The organism is Variovorax sp. Varisp41, from assembly GCF_047325085.1.
In the GTDB taxonomy this organism is placed as follows: Bacteria; Pseudomonadota; Gammaproteobacteria; order Burkholderiales; family Burkholderiaceae_C; genus Variovorax.
This window is the reverse complement of the sequence record NZ_CP168541.1, coordinates 1,207,193-1,220,941: the sequence shown is the minus strand read 5'-3', so window position 1 is coordinate 1,220,941 and position 13,749 is coordinate 1,207,193. Positions and strand designations below refer to the sequence as shown.

17 protein-coding genes are annotated in these 13,749 nt (G+C 65.9%); 6 read left to right on the top strand and 11 right to left on the bottom strand.

Annotated elements, in window-relative coordinates; genetic code table 11:
* The 6 genes from ACEN9J_RS36865 to ACEN9J_RS36840 all read left to right on the top strand — a co-directional run bounded on the left by ACEN9J_RS36865 (window position 1) and on the right by ACEN9J_RS36840 (window position 4,286).
* On the top strand, window positions 1–141 hold the full coding sequence (locus tag ACEN9J_RS36865) for a hypothetical protein (RefSeq protein ID WP_261206432.1): 141 nt from the start codon (window positions 1–3) through the stop codon (window positions 139–141).
* A gap of 165 nt (window positions 142–306) precedes the next feature.
* Complete coding sequence (locus ACEN9J_RS36860; protein ID WP_413764863.1) at window positions 307–1,416, top strand: hypothetical protein; 1,110 nt, start codon at window positions 307–309, stop codon at window positions 1,414–1,416.
* Window positions 1,417–1,460: 44 nt separating this feature from the next.
* A complete protein-coding gene (locus tag ACEN9J_RS36855; protein ID WP_413764862.1) occupies window positions 1,461–2,447 on the top strand; it encodes a hypothetical protein in 987 nt (328 codons plus the stop codon).
* Window positions 2,448–2,748: 301 nt separating this feature from the next.
* The gene (locus ACEN9J_RS36850; protein WP_057598501.1) at window positions 2,749–3,504 is read left to right on the top strand and encodes a hypothetical protein; all 756 of its coding nucleotides are present in this window, start codon (window positions 2,749–2,751) and stop codon (window positions 3,502–3,504) included.
* A 1-nt stretch (window position 3,505) separates the two neighbouring features.
* Entirely contained in the window at window positions 3,506–3,916 is a 411-nt protein-coding gene (locus tag ACEN9J_RS36845) for a hypothetical protein (RefSeq protein ID WP_057591049.1), read from the top strand.
* Between the two features lie 67 nt (window positions 3,917–3,983).
* On the top strand, window positions 3,984–4,286 hold the full coding sequence (locus ACEN9J_RS36840) for an I78 family peptidase inhibitor (RefSeq protein ID WP_413764861.1): 303 nt from the start codon (window positions 3,984–3,986) through the stop codon (window positions 4,284–4,286).
* 241 nt (window positions 4,287–4,527) lie between these two features.
* Here the strand turns inward: ACEN9J_RS36840 and ACEN9J_RS36835 are convergent, their stop codons facing one another.
* From ACEN9J_RS36835 to ACEN9J_RS36785, 11 genes are all read right to left on the bottom strand, one after another.
* On the bottom strand, window positions 4,528–5,268 hold the full coding sequence (locus tag ACEN9J_RS36835; RefSeq protein WP_413764860.1) for a sulfite exporter TauE/SafE family protein: 741 nt from the start codon (window positions 5,266–5,268) through the stop codon (window positions 4,528–4,530).
* A 10-nt stretch (window positions 5,269–5,278) separates the two neighbouring features.
* Complete coding sequence (locus tag ACEN9J_RS36830) at window positions 5,279–5,869, bottom strand: malonic semialdehyde reductase (RefSeq protein ID WP_413764859.1); 591 nt, start codon at window positions 5,867–5,869, stop codon at window positions 5,279–5,281.
* Window positions 5,866–6,744 (bottom strand): alpha/beta hydrolase, encoded by an 879-nt coding sequence (locus ACEN9J_RS36825; RefSeq protein WP_413764858.1) that lies wholly within the window; start codon window positions 6,742–6,744, stop codon window positions 5,866–5,868. The genes ACEN9J_RS36830 and ACEN9J_RS36825 overlap by 4 nt, the downstream gene beginning before the upstream one ends.
* 10 nt (window positions 6,745–6,754) lie before the next feature.
* Window positions 6,755–7,648 carry a 4-hydroxy-tetrahydrodipicolinate synthase gene (dapA, locus tag ACEN9J_RS36820; RefSeq protein ID WP_413764857.1) on the bottom strand — a complete coding sequence of 298 codons (894 nt, stop codon included), beginning with the start codon at window positions 7,646–7,648 and terminating at the stop codon, window positions 6,755–6,757.
* Window positions 7,649–7,684: 36 nt separating this feature from the next.
* A complete protein-coding gene (locus tag ACEN9J_RS36815) occupies window positions 7,685–8,491 on the bottom strand; it encodes an ABC transporter ATP-binding protein (protein ID WP_413764856.1) in 807 nt (268 codons plus the stop codon).
* The gene (locus ACEN9J_RS36810; protein ID WP_208509474.1) at window positions 8,488–8,889 is read right to left on the bottom strand and encodes a VOC family protein; all 402 of its coding nucleotides are present in this window, start codon (window positions 8,887–8,889) and stop codon (window positions 8,488–8,490) included. The genes ACEN9J_RS36815 and ACEN9J_RS36810 overlap by 4 nt, the downstream gene beginning before the upstream one ends.
* Window positions 8,890–8,945: 56 nt before the next feature.
* Window positions 8,946–9,713: an ABC transporter permease gene (locus ACEN9J_RS36805; RefSeq protein WP_413764855.1), complete on the bottom strand. Its 768-nt coding sequence runs from the start codon at window positions 9,711–9,713 to the stop codon at window positions 8,946–8,948.
* Window positions 9,714–9,785: 72 nt separating this feature from the next.
* Complete coding sequence (locus ACEN9J_RS36800) at window positions 9,786–10,316, bottom strand: VOC family protein (protein ID WP_413764854.1); 531 nt, start codon at window positions 10,314–10,316, stop codon at window positions 9,786–9,788.
* An 11-nt stretch (window positions 10,317–10,327) separates the two neighbouring features.
* Window positions 10,328–11,347: an ABC transporter substrate-binding protein gene (locus ACEN9J_RS36795; RefSeq protein ID WP_413764853.1), complete on the bottom strand. Its 1,020-nt coding sequence runs from the start codon at window positions 11,345–11,347 to the stop codon at window positions 10,328–10,330.
* Between the two features lie 64 nt (window positions 11,348–11,411).
* Window positions 11,412–12,350: a fumarylacetoacetate hydrolase family protein gene (locus ACEN9J_RS36790; RefSeq protein ID WP_413764852.1), complete on the bottom strand. Its 939-nt coding sequence runs from the start codon at window positions 12,348–12,350 to the stop codon at window positions 11,412–11,414.
* A 587-nt stretch (window positions 12,351–12,937) separates the two neighbouring features.
* Entirely contained in the window at window positions 12,938–13,624 is a 687-nt protein-coding gene (locus ACEN9J_RS36785) for a GntR family transcriptional regulator (RefSeq protein WP_413764851.1), read from the bottom strand.
* Window positions 13,625–13,749 lie beyond the last annotated feature (125 nt).

Sequence of the window (13,749 nt, the reverse complement as noted above, 5' to 3'; positions counted from 1 at the left end):
ATGCGGGCGAAGCTTCTCCTGGCGTTCGTCGCGTTGCTGCTCGCCGGCTGCGCAAGCGCGCCGCCGCATGCGTATTCGGTGTGCGCGACGCAGCCGGGGACCGAGGCCTGCCAGGTCGAGCGCTACGACCACGTCGACTGAACGCCGGAGTCGCGCACCCGCTGGATATCCTCCGGTTGGATGAGGCGTGCGTTGGACGCAACGCCGCGACGAAATTCCGTCGGCATGGGATCGCTGCGTCATCGGCGCGCTTCTTCCCGCACCTAAGATGCGTCCCGCAGGCACACGCGGGACGAGGAGGGCCGTGTGGCTGCGCCCATCACGGCGTGTTCGGCCTGGTCCCCGAAGCTGGTTTCCACCCCGATCGACGCGGCGCGCGCGGCGCGCTTTTTACAGAAAGAATGCGTGATGGATATCTACCGTTTTTGCAAGGCCCTGATGGGCTGCTGCTGCCTGCTTGCCGGATTGGCTGCCTTCGCCCAGCAGCCGTTGCAGGGCGTTCTGGGCCTCAGCTACAAGATCGGAAGGCCCTCCGTTCCGGCCGCGGCCTATCAGAAGATCACCGTCACGGAGTTCCGGTCGATGGTGAGCAAGGCTTTCCAGAAGTCGGGTTTCTCTCTCGTCGCCGTGGACGCGCAGAAGAACAAGTCGACGATCTTCCAGTTCAGGTTCGATGCCTATCCGAAGGTCGAGCCGAAGCCGATGATCTTCATTTCGGCCGACGAGCTGTTCGACGAAAGAAAGCGGTGCAATCCCTGCTTCCTGCGGTTCGCCGAGATCAGGAACGCGTCCGAGTTCCAGGCGCTTCCGTGGATGACGCAGTACGAGCTGAGCGCGCTGCTCGTGCCGGCCATCGACAACGCGTACGCGACCATCGAGTCCAGCGGGCGCGAGCACAGGGATCCCGCGTGGGGAGGCTTCAACTACAAGCGGCAGTGGGCCGGCGAGCGGAATCTCTTCGGCAACTCCTTCACCGGCATCGATGAGTCCAGTCTCAAGGAGGCCATCGTTGGGGCCTACAGGAATGCCGGTTTCATCCCCGTTGAAACCAAGGCCGGCACCAGGGCGTCCGCACAGCTTCTGACTTTCAATTTTCCCGTGGACCCGGCCAAGGAGGGCGGTGCCCTCTACACGGTGAGGATCGACAGCCAGTACGACGTGGACGGACGCTGCCACCCCTGTGAGATCACCGAACAGTACGACCCCTACCAGCAGCTTCCGCCGGCCGGCTTGTCGGGCATCGCGAGCCGCGCGACCCTCGATTCGAGATTCACGGCAGCCCGGAGCGCGGCCTACGAAACCATGCGGGCGGATCTCGAGCGCCATCTGCGGCCCGGCTCGGTGTTTTCGATCCCGCCCACGCAGGCCGCCCTCGGATCGCCCCGGCCGCGGCCCATGCCGATGCCCGTGACATGACGGCGCATGGGGGGCCCTGGTCGGGGACCGTCGCAGCCGGCTCGATGCGACGCGAGCAGTGGCTGGTCGTCGGCAACCTGCTCGCGGCGCTGGCGGCCGGCGCGCTGGCATCGTGGTCCGCGCCGATGATGCTGGCCATTCTCTACATCGATGTCTGGTTGCTGGCCAATCCCCATATCGTCGCGACCTACGCCCGCCTGGGCGCGATGGCCTCGCGTCCCCGCATGCGCCAGGCGCTGGTCTTCGTCGCGCCGGTCCTGATCCTGGCGGGCCTGACCATCGTCGCCCTCGCCTATGAAGTGGCCGGACTGTTCGCCGTCTATTTCCTGGCCCAGTCCTTCCATGTCTCCCGCCAGTGCTACGGCATCGCGAGGCGCTGCGACCGGCGGCCCCAGGTGCCCTGGCGCAGCCTGCCCTATGGGCTGATCTATCTGTTCCCCGCGTGGGGCTATCTGCATCGCAGTGCACAGGGCGCCGACAGCTTTCTCGGCTACCCGATCTGGCTGCCGCCGGTTCCGCAGGCGTGGGCCCTGGCCGCGGGAATCGCAGCCCTCGTCGGCGCCGCGTGCTGGCTGGCATGCCTGGCGTATTCGAGGCGCATGAGGCAGGCGGCGGGACCGTTCGACAGCCTCGTGCTGTCCCACCTGATCGTTTCGCAGGTCGGCTATGTCTGGATCGACGACATCACCATCGGCTGGCTGGTGGTCAACGTCTGGCACAACATCCAGTACCTGGTGTTCGTCTACCGCCAACGGCAGCGCGACGACACGACGGGCAAGGAGGGCGGCGAGATGGCGAGAAGTTCGGCGGCGCGCGCAACGCCATGGCGCGCCGTCCTGATGCCGCCGATGCGCTTCTTCCTGCCCTGCGCGATCGGCGGTGCCCTCCTGTACCTCGCCGCCAGCCGCATCGGCGAGAGCCTGCTGTGGCTCGGGCTTCCGACCATTCTCATTGCGCACTTCGTCCTGAACTTCCATCACTACCTGGTGGACGGCGTCATATGGAAGCGCCGTCGCACCGCGATCGGGTGAGCGGCCGCCGGCCCGCGACGAGATCGCGGCGCTGAATATCCCCCAGTAGGGGGAGCCGTGCCGTGCATGCAACACCCCCCAAGAAATTCCGCCTGCGGGCGACCGTCCCCACCAGAAGAAGCGTGTCCGCCGCGTAGGATTTGCTTACAAACCCGGATGGGACGAGGAGAGGTCGATGAACGAGCACTTTCCGCGATGGCAAGGGGCCGTATTGCCGCGTCGTTCCGGCATCCGTAGACAGCGAATGCGAAACACCACCGTTCACCGAAACCGCACCTGAAGGTGCAGAGGACCAAGCTACATGCGGAACATCTTTCTTGCGTTGATCGTCGCCGTGCTGACGGGATGCACGACCCTCCAGCCGCCGATCCAGCCCGAGGTCTCGACCCAGTTCAAGCGCGAGAAGACCGCGGTTGCCTTCTTCGATCCGGTGGGGTCCATTCATTACTCGGAGGACGTATATCTGGTGCTGGCCGTTGCCCAGGTCTCGTCCGACTCCGACTACGCGGGCATCTGGGATAGCGACTCGGCGCTGACCCGGGTGCATGCCGACGAGTTTTCCAAGCTGGGCCTCAATGCCGCGCCGCTGAACGGCGAAGCCGGCATCGATGTGCCCAGGGAAGCCGTCGCACGCCAGAAGTCGCTGATGAAGGCGTTTCATGCGTCGAGGTCGAAGCCGGAAGGCGGGCCAGGCATCGCGCCCGAGTTCAAGGAAAGCCTGCGAGCGCACGGCTATGCCAATCTGATTCTGGTGAGCTGGTCTGGCTACTTCATGCACATCCCCACTTTGGGACTGGCACCTCGTCACTCGATCAACAACTCCTTCTGGGTCTACGACCTGCGTAAGGACCTGCCGCTCTGGTCGGGGGCATTTCCGGTGGCGCAAACCGTGACCTTGCCCAAGAACACTGGCAAGTCGTTCCTGGAAGAAAACGATCTGGCCGGATTGAAGTCCGAAACCGAAAAGCTGGCCCGCCAGCGCTATCGCACGAAAACCTTCGACGGAAAGCCGATGGTCAGCATCGGGCAAGCGATAGGTTTTCAGCGGGGAGATTGAGATGTCGAGCAGCTTTCGGTTGGCGGTATTCCTTCGCTCGTGGATGTACGTCGGCGCGCTTTTTCTCGTGGCATGCACCGGGGCGAACATCGGCCTGAAAACCGATTTCAAGGCAGCGCAGTTCGAGATCGGCAAGACCAGCCGCAAAGAGGTGATCGCACGGCTGGGCTTGCCCCAGAAGTCCATCGAGGATGCCGACGGAAACTCGCGCCTGATGTATGAGGGCGGTGCGAGGCTGACAGGGCTTTGCGTGGGTTGCGGCAATGCGGCTGCTTCGCCTGGCGCCCTCCCGCTTCTGGTCAACGACTCGATCGTTAAGAACGGGGCGGAGTACGTTTTCGACAAGACCGGCATCCTGATACGCAAATCCGAGCCCGAACCCGTGACCGGGCAGGTCAGCCCGATGCCTTAGCTGTCGCCGCGCGGCAGCCGTGGTGGAATACGCGGACATTGCTTCGTGTTCCAGGAAAGGATGTGCCTTGGCTTCCACCTCGAAACTGATACCGGCCGCGACCCTGGCGCTGGCCGTCCTGTCGATCGCCGCCTGCAGCGCGCCGCAGGCGCGTGAAGACAGTGCAACCGGCATCTGCCGGCCGGAGGCGGCGAGCGCCCTCGCGGGCAAGAACCGCATCGGCGATGCCGAGGCCCGGCAGTCGACCGGTGCTTCCCTCGTGCGCCAGCTAAAGCCCGGACAGCCCGCGACGATGGACTACCGGCGCGAGCGCGTGACGATCGAGACGGACCCGGCGACCGGCAAGATCGTTCGCGCCGCCTGCGGCTAGGGCAGGCGGCCCACGACGGTGCTGCGGTGGTTGGAACCCCCATGAAGATGAGCCGGGTCGGTACGGCTCCATTGATCCGATGTCGGCGACCTTGCATGTTGATCGCGATTGGAACGCACCGGGCGTCGAGTCGCTTGCTGGAGCGACGCAGCGACGTGACCATGGCGCGTTCATCGACAGCCTGAACTAACGCATTGCTATTGATGAGATGCGAGAGGACTTTCGGACCGCATCTGCCTCGCTAGCGAAGGAAAAACAGCCCGCTCATCGTGAGGCCAGTGGCCACGATGCCCCGCCGCAGCCACGCCACCGGCAGGCGCCGCGCGACGCGCGCGCCCGCATAACCACCAAGCGTCGCCGCACCCATCATGACCAGAGCCTCGCGCCAAGCGATGAGGCCGCCCCAGGCATAAAGCGACACCGCGATCAGCGTGAGCAGCGCCGAAACCTGGTTCTTCAGACCATTCATCGCGTGCAGGTTCTTCTGGCCCAGCAGGCCGAACAGGGCCAGCAGCAAGATGCCCAATCCGCCATTGAAATAGCCCCCATAGGCCGTGACAGCGAACACGCCGAGCATCGCAGGAACGGGCCGCGCGGCCTCTGGCTTGTCCGCCGCTGCAAGGCGCGGGCTTGCCATGAACAAGAAGGTCGCCAGCAGCAACAGCCACGGCACCACGCGGCGGAAAGTGGCGTCCGGGGTCAGCAACAGCAGCATGGCACCCGTGCTGCCGCCCAACAGGCACAGCAGTCCGAGCCGCAGCGCCGAGAGCCCGGGCGGAGGCTGGGTGTCGGCACGAAAACCCCATGCGCCCGCGATGTAGCCGGGCAACAGCGCCAGCGTGCCCGTCGCGTTGGCGCTGACCGCCGGGATGCCGGTGAGCACCAACGCCGGCAAGGTCAGGAAGCTGCCGCCGCCAGCCACCGCGTTCAGCGCACCGGCGACAAAGGCCGCGACGATCAGCAGTGTCGTGTCGAAGAGCATGAAGCGGCCCTCAGGCGAAACCGCAGGCTTCGTCGAACGACAGGCGCGGGTGACGCTCGAACAGCTTTGCAGGGTCGCCGTGGCCCAGGTTGCACAGAAAGTTGGTCTTCACCGTCGTTCCGGCCCAGAAGGCTTGGTCGAGTGCCTCGGCATCGAAGCCCGACATCGGCCCACAGTCGAGCCCGATCGCCCGCGCGGCCAGGATGAAGTAGCCGGCCTGCAGGCTCGCGTTGCGAAACGCGGTAGTCGCCGCATGGGCTTCCCTGCCGGGTCCCCGGAAGCTGTCCTGCATCGAAGGGTTGTGCGGAAACAGGCGCGGCAGCTCGCGATGGAATGCCGTGTCGAAGCCGATGATGGCCGTGACAGGCGCCGTCATCGTCTTGTCGACATTGCCGGGCGACAACAGCGGCCGCAGTCGCTCGCGCCCTTCGTCGGTTTGCACGAACAGCACACGCATCGGCGAGCAGTTGGCCGAGGTCGGGCCCCACTTCACGAGTTCGTAGATCTGGCGCAGCTGTGCTTCGCTCACGCGCCGCGGCAGCCAGCTGTTGTGGGACCGGGCCTGCCGGAAGAGGCAGTCGAGAGCGCTGTCGGAAATCATGAGACGGTAGGAGGAATGCGAGTGGAAGTGGAAGCAGAGGTTGGCGTGTCAAAGGACTGCATCAGGCGCAGCGCGGCCAAGGCGATGGCGCCGTCGGGTTGCGTCAGCGCCTCCAGGATCGTGAAGTGGTCGAGGCCCGGACACGCGACGTGGCCTGCATGCACATGACGCCAGCTGTCGCGAATGACATCGAACTGCGCGTGAAAACCCGGGTTTTCGTCGTTGCCAAGCGCGGTGAGCAGCGGCGCTGCAGTGAGCGGTTGACGCAGGGCGGGGCTCAGTGCGGGCACGCTGAGCGACGTGAAGCGCGTGGCCTCCACCACCGACGGCACCTGCAGCAATGGGCGCAGGTCGTACAGCGCGCTCACGCACACCGCGGCGGCAACGCAGCGCTCGGTGACGAGCAGCATCGCCGCCAGATGGCCGCCGGCCGAATGCCCGCAGGCGAAGAGTCGCCCGGCCGGCGCCTCCCATTCGGCGTGGTGCGCTGCCAGCCACCTCGCTGCGCGCCGCACCTGCGCGACGATGGTTTCCACGTTCACCCCGGGGCACAACGCGTAGTTGACCACCGCCACCGCGTAGCCGGCCGCAGTGAAGGCCGGCGCGACGTGCGAGGCATCGGACTTGTCGAGCGAGCGCCAGTAGCCGCCATGGATGTACATCAGCGTGCCGCGCGGACGCCCCGCAGGCAGGAACAGGTCGAGCCGTTCCATCGGGTGCGGGCCGTAGCCCATGTCCAGCCGGCAGGGGGCGCTGTTGCGCACCGCGGCCGATGCGCGCGCCCAGCCCTCGAAGATGCGCGGGTAGTGCGGAACAGCCAGGCGCGCGTTGTACAGCCGCTCGCCTTCCGGCAGCGGCGTGGCGTGGGTGGTCATCGGGTAACGGCTAGGCGGCCGCCGCGATGCGCGTCACCACGGCCGCGAGGTCGGCGCGCACCTTGTCGGACAACGCCGCAATGGGCGGACGCGTCGGTCCGGCACCGCGGCCCGCCAGGGTCATGGCCTCCTTGATGACCACCGGGAACGAGCCCCAGGCCCAGGCCGCGCGCAGGGGCGCGAACACGTTCGACAGACGCAACGCCTCGTCATGGTTGCCGGCGCGCAGTGCGTCGTACATGCGCACCATGAGCTCGGGAAACACGTTCGCCGCCGGGGAAATCGTGCCTTGCGCGCCATGGAACATCATCGACAGCGCGATGGTGTCGCGGCCGGAGAACAGCAGTGCGGGGCGCGGGGCAGTCAGCAGGTACTCGATCGATTGCGTCAGATCGCCGCCCGAGTCCTTCATGCCCACGATGTTGTCGGCCGCTTGCATGCAGCGCGCGAGCGTGGCCGGCAACACGTTGACGCTGGTGCGAGGCGGGTTGTTGTAGAGCATCACCGGCAGCTTCGTGGCCTTGGCCACGGCGATGTAATGCGCCGCCAGCTCGTCCTGCGTGGGCTGAACGAAGTACGGCGTGATCACCAGCGCCAGGTCGGCCCCCATGGCTTCCGCTGCCTGCGTGAGCGCGATGGCCTGGCGCGTGGTGGCGCCCCCGGTGCCCGCATAGAGCGGCACGCGGCCGTCGATGGCGCGCATCGAGAGTTCCAGCAGGCGGATGTGCTCCGCGGTGTCGAGTGCGAAGAACTCGCCCTGGCTGCCGGCCACCGAGATGCCGTGCACACCGGCCCGGATGTAGCTTTCGATCAACTCGCCGACGCGTCCTTCGTCGAGCCGATGGTCCGGGGTGAAGGGGGTGGCCATGGCCGGCACGACCCCGTGGAATTTGGAGAGGTTCAAGAAAATGGCTCCGGAAAATGGAAGTCGTCTGGCGCGTCAGTCCACGCCCATCAGGTGACCCAACTGCACCACGTAGTGGCCAAAGGCGGCCGCCTCCTTGGTGGTGCGCGGATCGCGTGGGCGGGGCAGGTCGATGCGGATGTCCTCGACCACGCGGCCCGGCCGTTCGGACATCACGAGCACCCGGTCCGACAGAAATACCGCCTCCGAAATGCTGTGTGTGATGAGGATCACCGTCTGCCGCATCTCCTGCCAGAGGCGCAGCAGTTCGACATTGAGCTGGTCGCGCGTGAGCGCATCGAGCGCACCGAAGGGCTCGTCCAGCAGCAGCACCTTGGGTCGCATCACCAGGATCTGGCCGAGCGCCGCGCGCTGCCGCATGCCGCCGGAAAGTTCGTGCGGATAGTTGCGACGAAACTTCTCCAGCTTCAGGATCGGCAGCAGCGACTCGACGCGCTCGTCGATGTCTCGCTTGGGCAGTTTGCGCACCTCGGCGGCCAGGCGGATGTTGGCCTCCACGGTTTCCCAGGGCAGCATGTTGTGCGTCTGGAAGACCACGCCGACATCGTCGGACATGCGCGTTTGCGAGTGCTCGAACACGCGCACGTCGCCGCCCGCATCGGGCTGGATCAGCCCGGCCACGATGCGCAGCAGGGTGCTCTTGCCGCAGCCGCTGGGCCCGAGGATCGAGACGAACTCGCCGCGCGGGACCGTGAAGTCCACCTGCTCCAGCGCACGAACGCCCTCTCGCGTGTCGAAGGTCTTGGCCACCTGGCTGACGCGGATCGCCGCGACGCCGGCGTGCAGCGCGGCCTCACCGGTTGCAACGGCGCCAGGTTTCACTTCTTCGCTCCGACCCATCCCCCTTCGGAGATGTCGAAGACCACCCCGTCGAGGTCGCGAAACTTCATCTCGTAGTACAGGCTCTTCTTGTCGTGCGGCAGGTCCATGAAGAAGGTGCCGCCGTTGTCCTCGATGACCTTGCGCTGCGCGTCAAGGTCGTCGCACCAGAAGCCGAAGTGGTGTGTGCCGATCCAGTCCTTGCCGCGCTCGAGGCCGGCTGCTTCGTCGGTCTTGTAGTTCAGCAGTGCCAGGCAGATGGTGCCGTCCGAGAGGTACACGCCATCGGCGATGGGCGAGTGGGTGGGCTCGACGATGGTGAGCCCGAAGACTTCGCTGTAGAACCTCGCGGCCTTGTGCGGATCTGGAACCGCAACGGCGATGTGACGTAGTTTGGCCATGGGATGTCTCCTGAAGTTGAAATGGGAAAAGGGAATAAAGAGGCGCGAACGGCTGCTCAGAGCCCGCGCCACCAGACACGCTTGGCGGCCAGCTCGACCAGAACGTAGAGCAGGCCGGCGACCACCGAGATCACCACCAGCGCTGCAAACAGGTAGTCGGTGCGCGCATTGGCGTTGGCTTCGAGGATCAGGTGGCCGAGCCCGCGCTCGGAGCCGACGAACTCGCCCACGATGGCGCCGATGACGGCCAGCGGCATCGCCGACTTGCAGCCGTCCATGATCGACGGCAGCGCCGAGGGCACGTAGAGGCGGCCGAAGGTCGTCCAGGCCGGCGCGCGTATCGCGCGGAAGTGCTCGACCAGGTGCGCCGGCGTGCCGGCCAGTCCGCCCATGGTGGCGATCACCACGGGGAAGAAGGCGAAGAGGAACGCCATCAGGATCTTCGAGGTGTCGCCGTAGCCGAACCAGATCACCATGAGCGGTGCCAGCGCGATCTTGGGCAGGCCCTGGAACACGACGATCAGCGGGTACAGCATGCGGCGCACGAGCGGCACTGCGTGGATGGCCAGCCCGAGCAGCACGCCGCCGAGCACGGCCAGTGCGAAGCCGGCCAGCACTTCCTGTGTCGTGACCCACGACTGCGCCAGCAGTGCCATGCGGTTGGTCCACAGGCTGTCGAGCACCTGCGACAGCGGCGGCAGCAGGTAGCGCTTGATGCCGAACAGGTCGACCGACTTCTCCCACAGGACGGCCAGCAGAACGAAGAGCAGCGCGGGGTCGGTGAAGCGTCGCCAGGCTTCGGAACGCGGGAGGGGTTGGTTCATGGGTCTTGTCTCCGGATCTCTGTCTTTTTCGTCGTCTTGTCTTTTTTCTAGGCGGGGCTCGGTGTGCCGCGCTCAGCGCTTGGGACCCCATTCGGGCGGCGGCACCACGAACCTGTCGAAGTGCCACTGGTCGAAGGCTGCGAGGTCGTTTTTCCACACACGCGGCGTGTAGGGCTGCGCAGGCGTGACCTGCACCATCTCCGCGTAGAACTCGCAGTAGTTGCCGTCGGGGTCCTTGAACACCAGGAACAGGTTCTCCCCGGGGCCGTGCTTGCCGATGCCGCGCACGATGTCCACGCCCTTCTCCTGCAGGTAGCGCGCGGCCTCCTCGATCTCGGCGAGCGAGCCGAGTTGGTAGGAAAAGTGTTCGAGCCCCGGGCGGCCTGGCACGTAGGTCGCGCCGTGCTGCGGGTCGCCGGGCGGGATCTGCGCGAGCGCCAGGTCGTGATGGTCCTGGCCGCAGCGCAGAAAGGCCATCTGATCCTCGATGTGGTCCGACACTTCGAGGCCGACGATCTCCGTATAGAAGCGTACCGAGGCCTGCAGGTCGCGCACATTGAGCACGACGTGTCCCAGGCGTTGGGGACGGGGGCGGGTGGGCATCGAGGGTTCCTTCATGGCGTGAGCATTTCGTTGGTGTAGGTGTCCTGTGGCTTCACCTTGCCGTTCAGGGCGAAAGCCTTGTCGACGAATTGCACGGTGGCCCGCATGCGGTCTTCGCGCAGGTAACCCAGCCCATTGGCCTTGACCTGGGGATCGACCAGCAGATCGCTCATGTCCTTGATCTGCGCGAGTGCCACGGCGCGGTCGGTGGTGGGGAAGGCTTTGACCATGAGGTCGGCCGCCTTTTCGGGATTGGCGAGTGCGTAGGCGTAGCCCCGGTAGGAGGCGCGCAGGAACTTCTTCACCACCTCGGGCCGCTTGCGGATGACGTCCTCGCTGGCCGCGAAGCCGCTGCCGTAGGCATCGAGCCCGAAGTCGCTGTACTCGATCCAGCCCAGGGTGACGCCGGCGGCGTTTGCCTGCTTCTGCGTGACGGCGCGGTTGCTTGCTCGCCAGCACTCGGCCAGGTCGATGCGCCCTTCGATGAGCGATGCGTCGACCACCGCGGGGTCCATGCGCAGCAACCGTACGGTGTCCTTGGGCTGGCCGTTCTGTTCCAGCCATGCGGGCACCACGTTGTGCACCGGTGAGGCCGAGCCGCCGCCGAGCAGCAGACCCTTCATGTCGGCCGGCGTCTTCGGCTGGTGCCGCTTGATATCGAAGCAGATGCCGGCCGGCCAGCGCGTGTTGAGCGCGCCGATCATGCGGATCTTGCCGCCGTTGGCGCGGTTGAGCACCAGGCTGATCGGGTCGACGTAGCCGAACTCGAACTGGCCCTGGTCGAGCTCATTGGCCGTGCGATTGCCGCCGTAGCCGCGCACGATGTTGGCCTCGAGTCCGAGTTCGCGGAAGAAGCCCTGCTCCTTGGCGACGATCACGCCGATGGAGCTGCCCTGCGGCAGCCAAGCCATGTTGTAGGTGATCTTTTCCTGCGCGACGGCGGCGCTCGCGGCCACGAGCAGCGCCGCGGTGACGGCGCCCGTCAACGCGCGCGCCAGGACCGTGGTGAATCCTCTGCGAGGTGGGTGCATGTTCTTGTCTCCATACGTTGTCGTTGTTCTCTGAAAGGGGCCGTGTGGCCCCCGGTGCGGGCGCTTAGACGCGCTCTGCTTGCACCTGGTTGGACAGCCGTCCGATGCCTTCGATGCTCGCGACCAGCTTGTCGCCCGCGTTGAGGTAGACGCCGCGGCCCATGCCCACGCCGGTCGGCGTACCGGTGGCGACCACGTCGCCGGGCTCGAGCGTGACGATGGTCGACAGGTAGGCGATCTGCTCGCGCACCGTCCAGATCATGTTGGCCGTGCTGTCCTGCTGCATCGGCTCGCCATTGACGTCCAGGCGCATGTTCACCGCCTGCGGGTCGGGGATCTGCCAGGCCGGCACGAGCCACGGGCCGATGGGCGCAAAGGTGTCGTGGCACTTGCCCTGGAACCAGTCGTGCTTGAACGGGTAGTCGCCGCGGATGTTGAGGTCGCGCGCCGAGATGTCGTTGACGATGGTGTAGCAGGCCACCGCGTCGAGCGCGTCTTCGACGGCCACGCGCCGGCAGCGCTTGCCGATGACGGCGGCCAGCTCCACTTCCCAGTCGAGTTTGGTGGTCTCGGGCGGCATCTGAATGGTCTCGCCGTCGCCAATGACGGTGTTCGACAGCTTCAGGAACATGTACGGCTTGCTCTGCGATTTGGCGGCCAGCACGGTGCCCATTTCATTGGCGTGCGATGCGTAGTTGGAGGCCGCGCAGAAGATGCGGTTGGGAACGTAGGGCGCGGCCACGGCCGATACGCCGCCCTCCACGGGAGCGATCGCACCCGATGTCGCGAGCGATGCTGCCACGGGCGTCGCGGTGCGTAGCCAGGTCTGCGCTGTGGCCCAGTCTTGAAGCATTGCCTCCACGCCTCCCGCGAGCCAGGCCGGCGGAATGGCCGGCAAGCCCGCGCCCAATGCCGCTTCAAGGTCGTAAAGCTGGCTGTCGATCACCAGGGCAGGGGCGAGGCGTTCGGTGCGGCGGTAAGTGGCAAGCGCAATCCAGGTCATTGAAGTCTCCGATTTATTGATGAAGCGAAATTCGCAGGCTTAATTTTGCACTCAGTATCTGCAAATTGTGTGCAATTTTATGGTTTGGTGCACGAAGGCGTCAAGACCTTGTTCTTTGACGCTGGCGGCGGACACGCGCAGAGCGCGACCGTGCGCTCCGAACAGTCCGTAGGAAGGCAAGGGAAGGGGCGGAGCGCACGCTGCGGAAAGCGCGCGGTGGGAGACCATGGGTTGGAGCGCGGGCTGCCGATGCGGCATGGGCGGCATGGGCGAGCGATGTGCGGGCCGGTGCCCCGTGCTCGAATCGGAATGCGGCGGACGGTCTTACGCCACGAAGAAGCTACGCGAAGTGAACGGTGTCAGGCGTTGTCGCAGGCCGAACGCCCAGTCGTGCTGGTGCACGCTCGCCGGCTTTTCGACATCTTGCGCATCTTGCTGGATAGCTGGTCACGGAGCGCGCCTCTACGCTCCCGGGGAGGTCCCCAGGGGAAATAGGACAGGGGGAAAGAAGAGCATGGACTGCCAGATGAGCGTGCAAAGGACGCCATGCAGTGGATGCGAAGTGCCGAGCTTGTGCCCGCGAGGGATCAGGCGGCGGTGCTGGAGGGCGAGCTTCGGGCGTCGTTGCCGAAATGCTGCAGCACGTTCATGGCGGAGTTCGCGGCGTGGCTGTGCATGGCCGCCGCGGCAGCGTCGCCGTCGTGGGCGAGCAGTGCGGTGACCAGTGCCTCGTGCTCCACATGGGAATGCTGCAAGCGGTTTTCCGCAACGAAGAAACCGCGCGAACGGAATGGTGCCAGCCGTTGCCGCAGGCCGAGGGCCAGGTCTTGCAGGGTCTTGTTGCGAGCGCCGGCGTAGATGAGGGCGTGGAACTCGTCGTTGAACTCGGCATAAGCCTTGGCGTCTCCGGCGGCCGCTGCCTTGGCGGCTTGCTGATGGACGAACTCGATCCGCTTGCGTTCCGAGGGGGCGGCCCGCAGCGCACATAGCTTGGCGCACAGTGCCTCGATTTCGCCCGAAGCCTCGAAGAGGCCATCCAGGTCGGCTGGCGCCATTGCCGCCACCGAGAAGCCGCGGCGCGGCAGATGCTCGACCAGCCGGGTCGACGCCAGCTGGCGCAGTGCGTCCCGCACCGGGCTGCGCGAAACGCCGAAGCGCGTGGCAATCGATTGCTCGTCCAGCCTTTCGCCAGGCTGGAACCGGCGAAGCACGATTTCCTCGGCAAGCCGGTCCGAGATCGTCTGGGACAGCGTTTTTCCAGGCTCGTTTTCCATGATCTTGTGCAGGGGCAGGCCGCCGCCCGGAGGCGAGTGGCCGACGAGTTGTCGACAAAATTCTATTTTCGCATGCAAAACGATCGTCGAGGCTGCGGCTATCGAGCTGGCGTGATCGAAGCGCG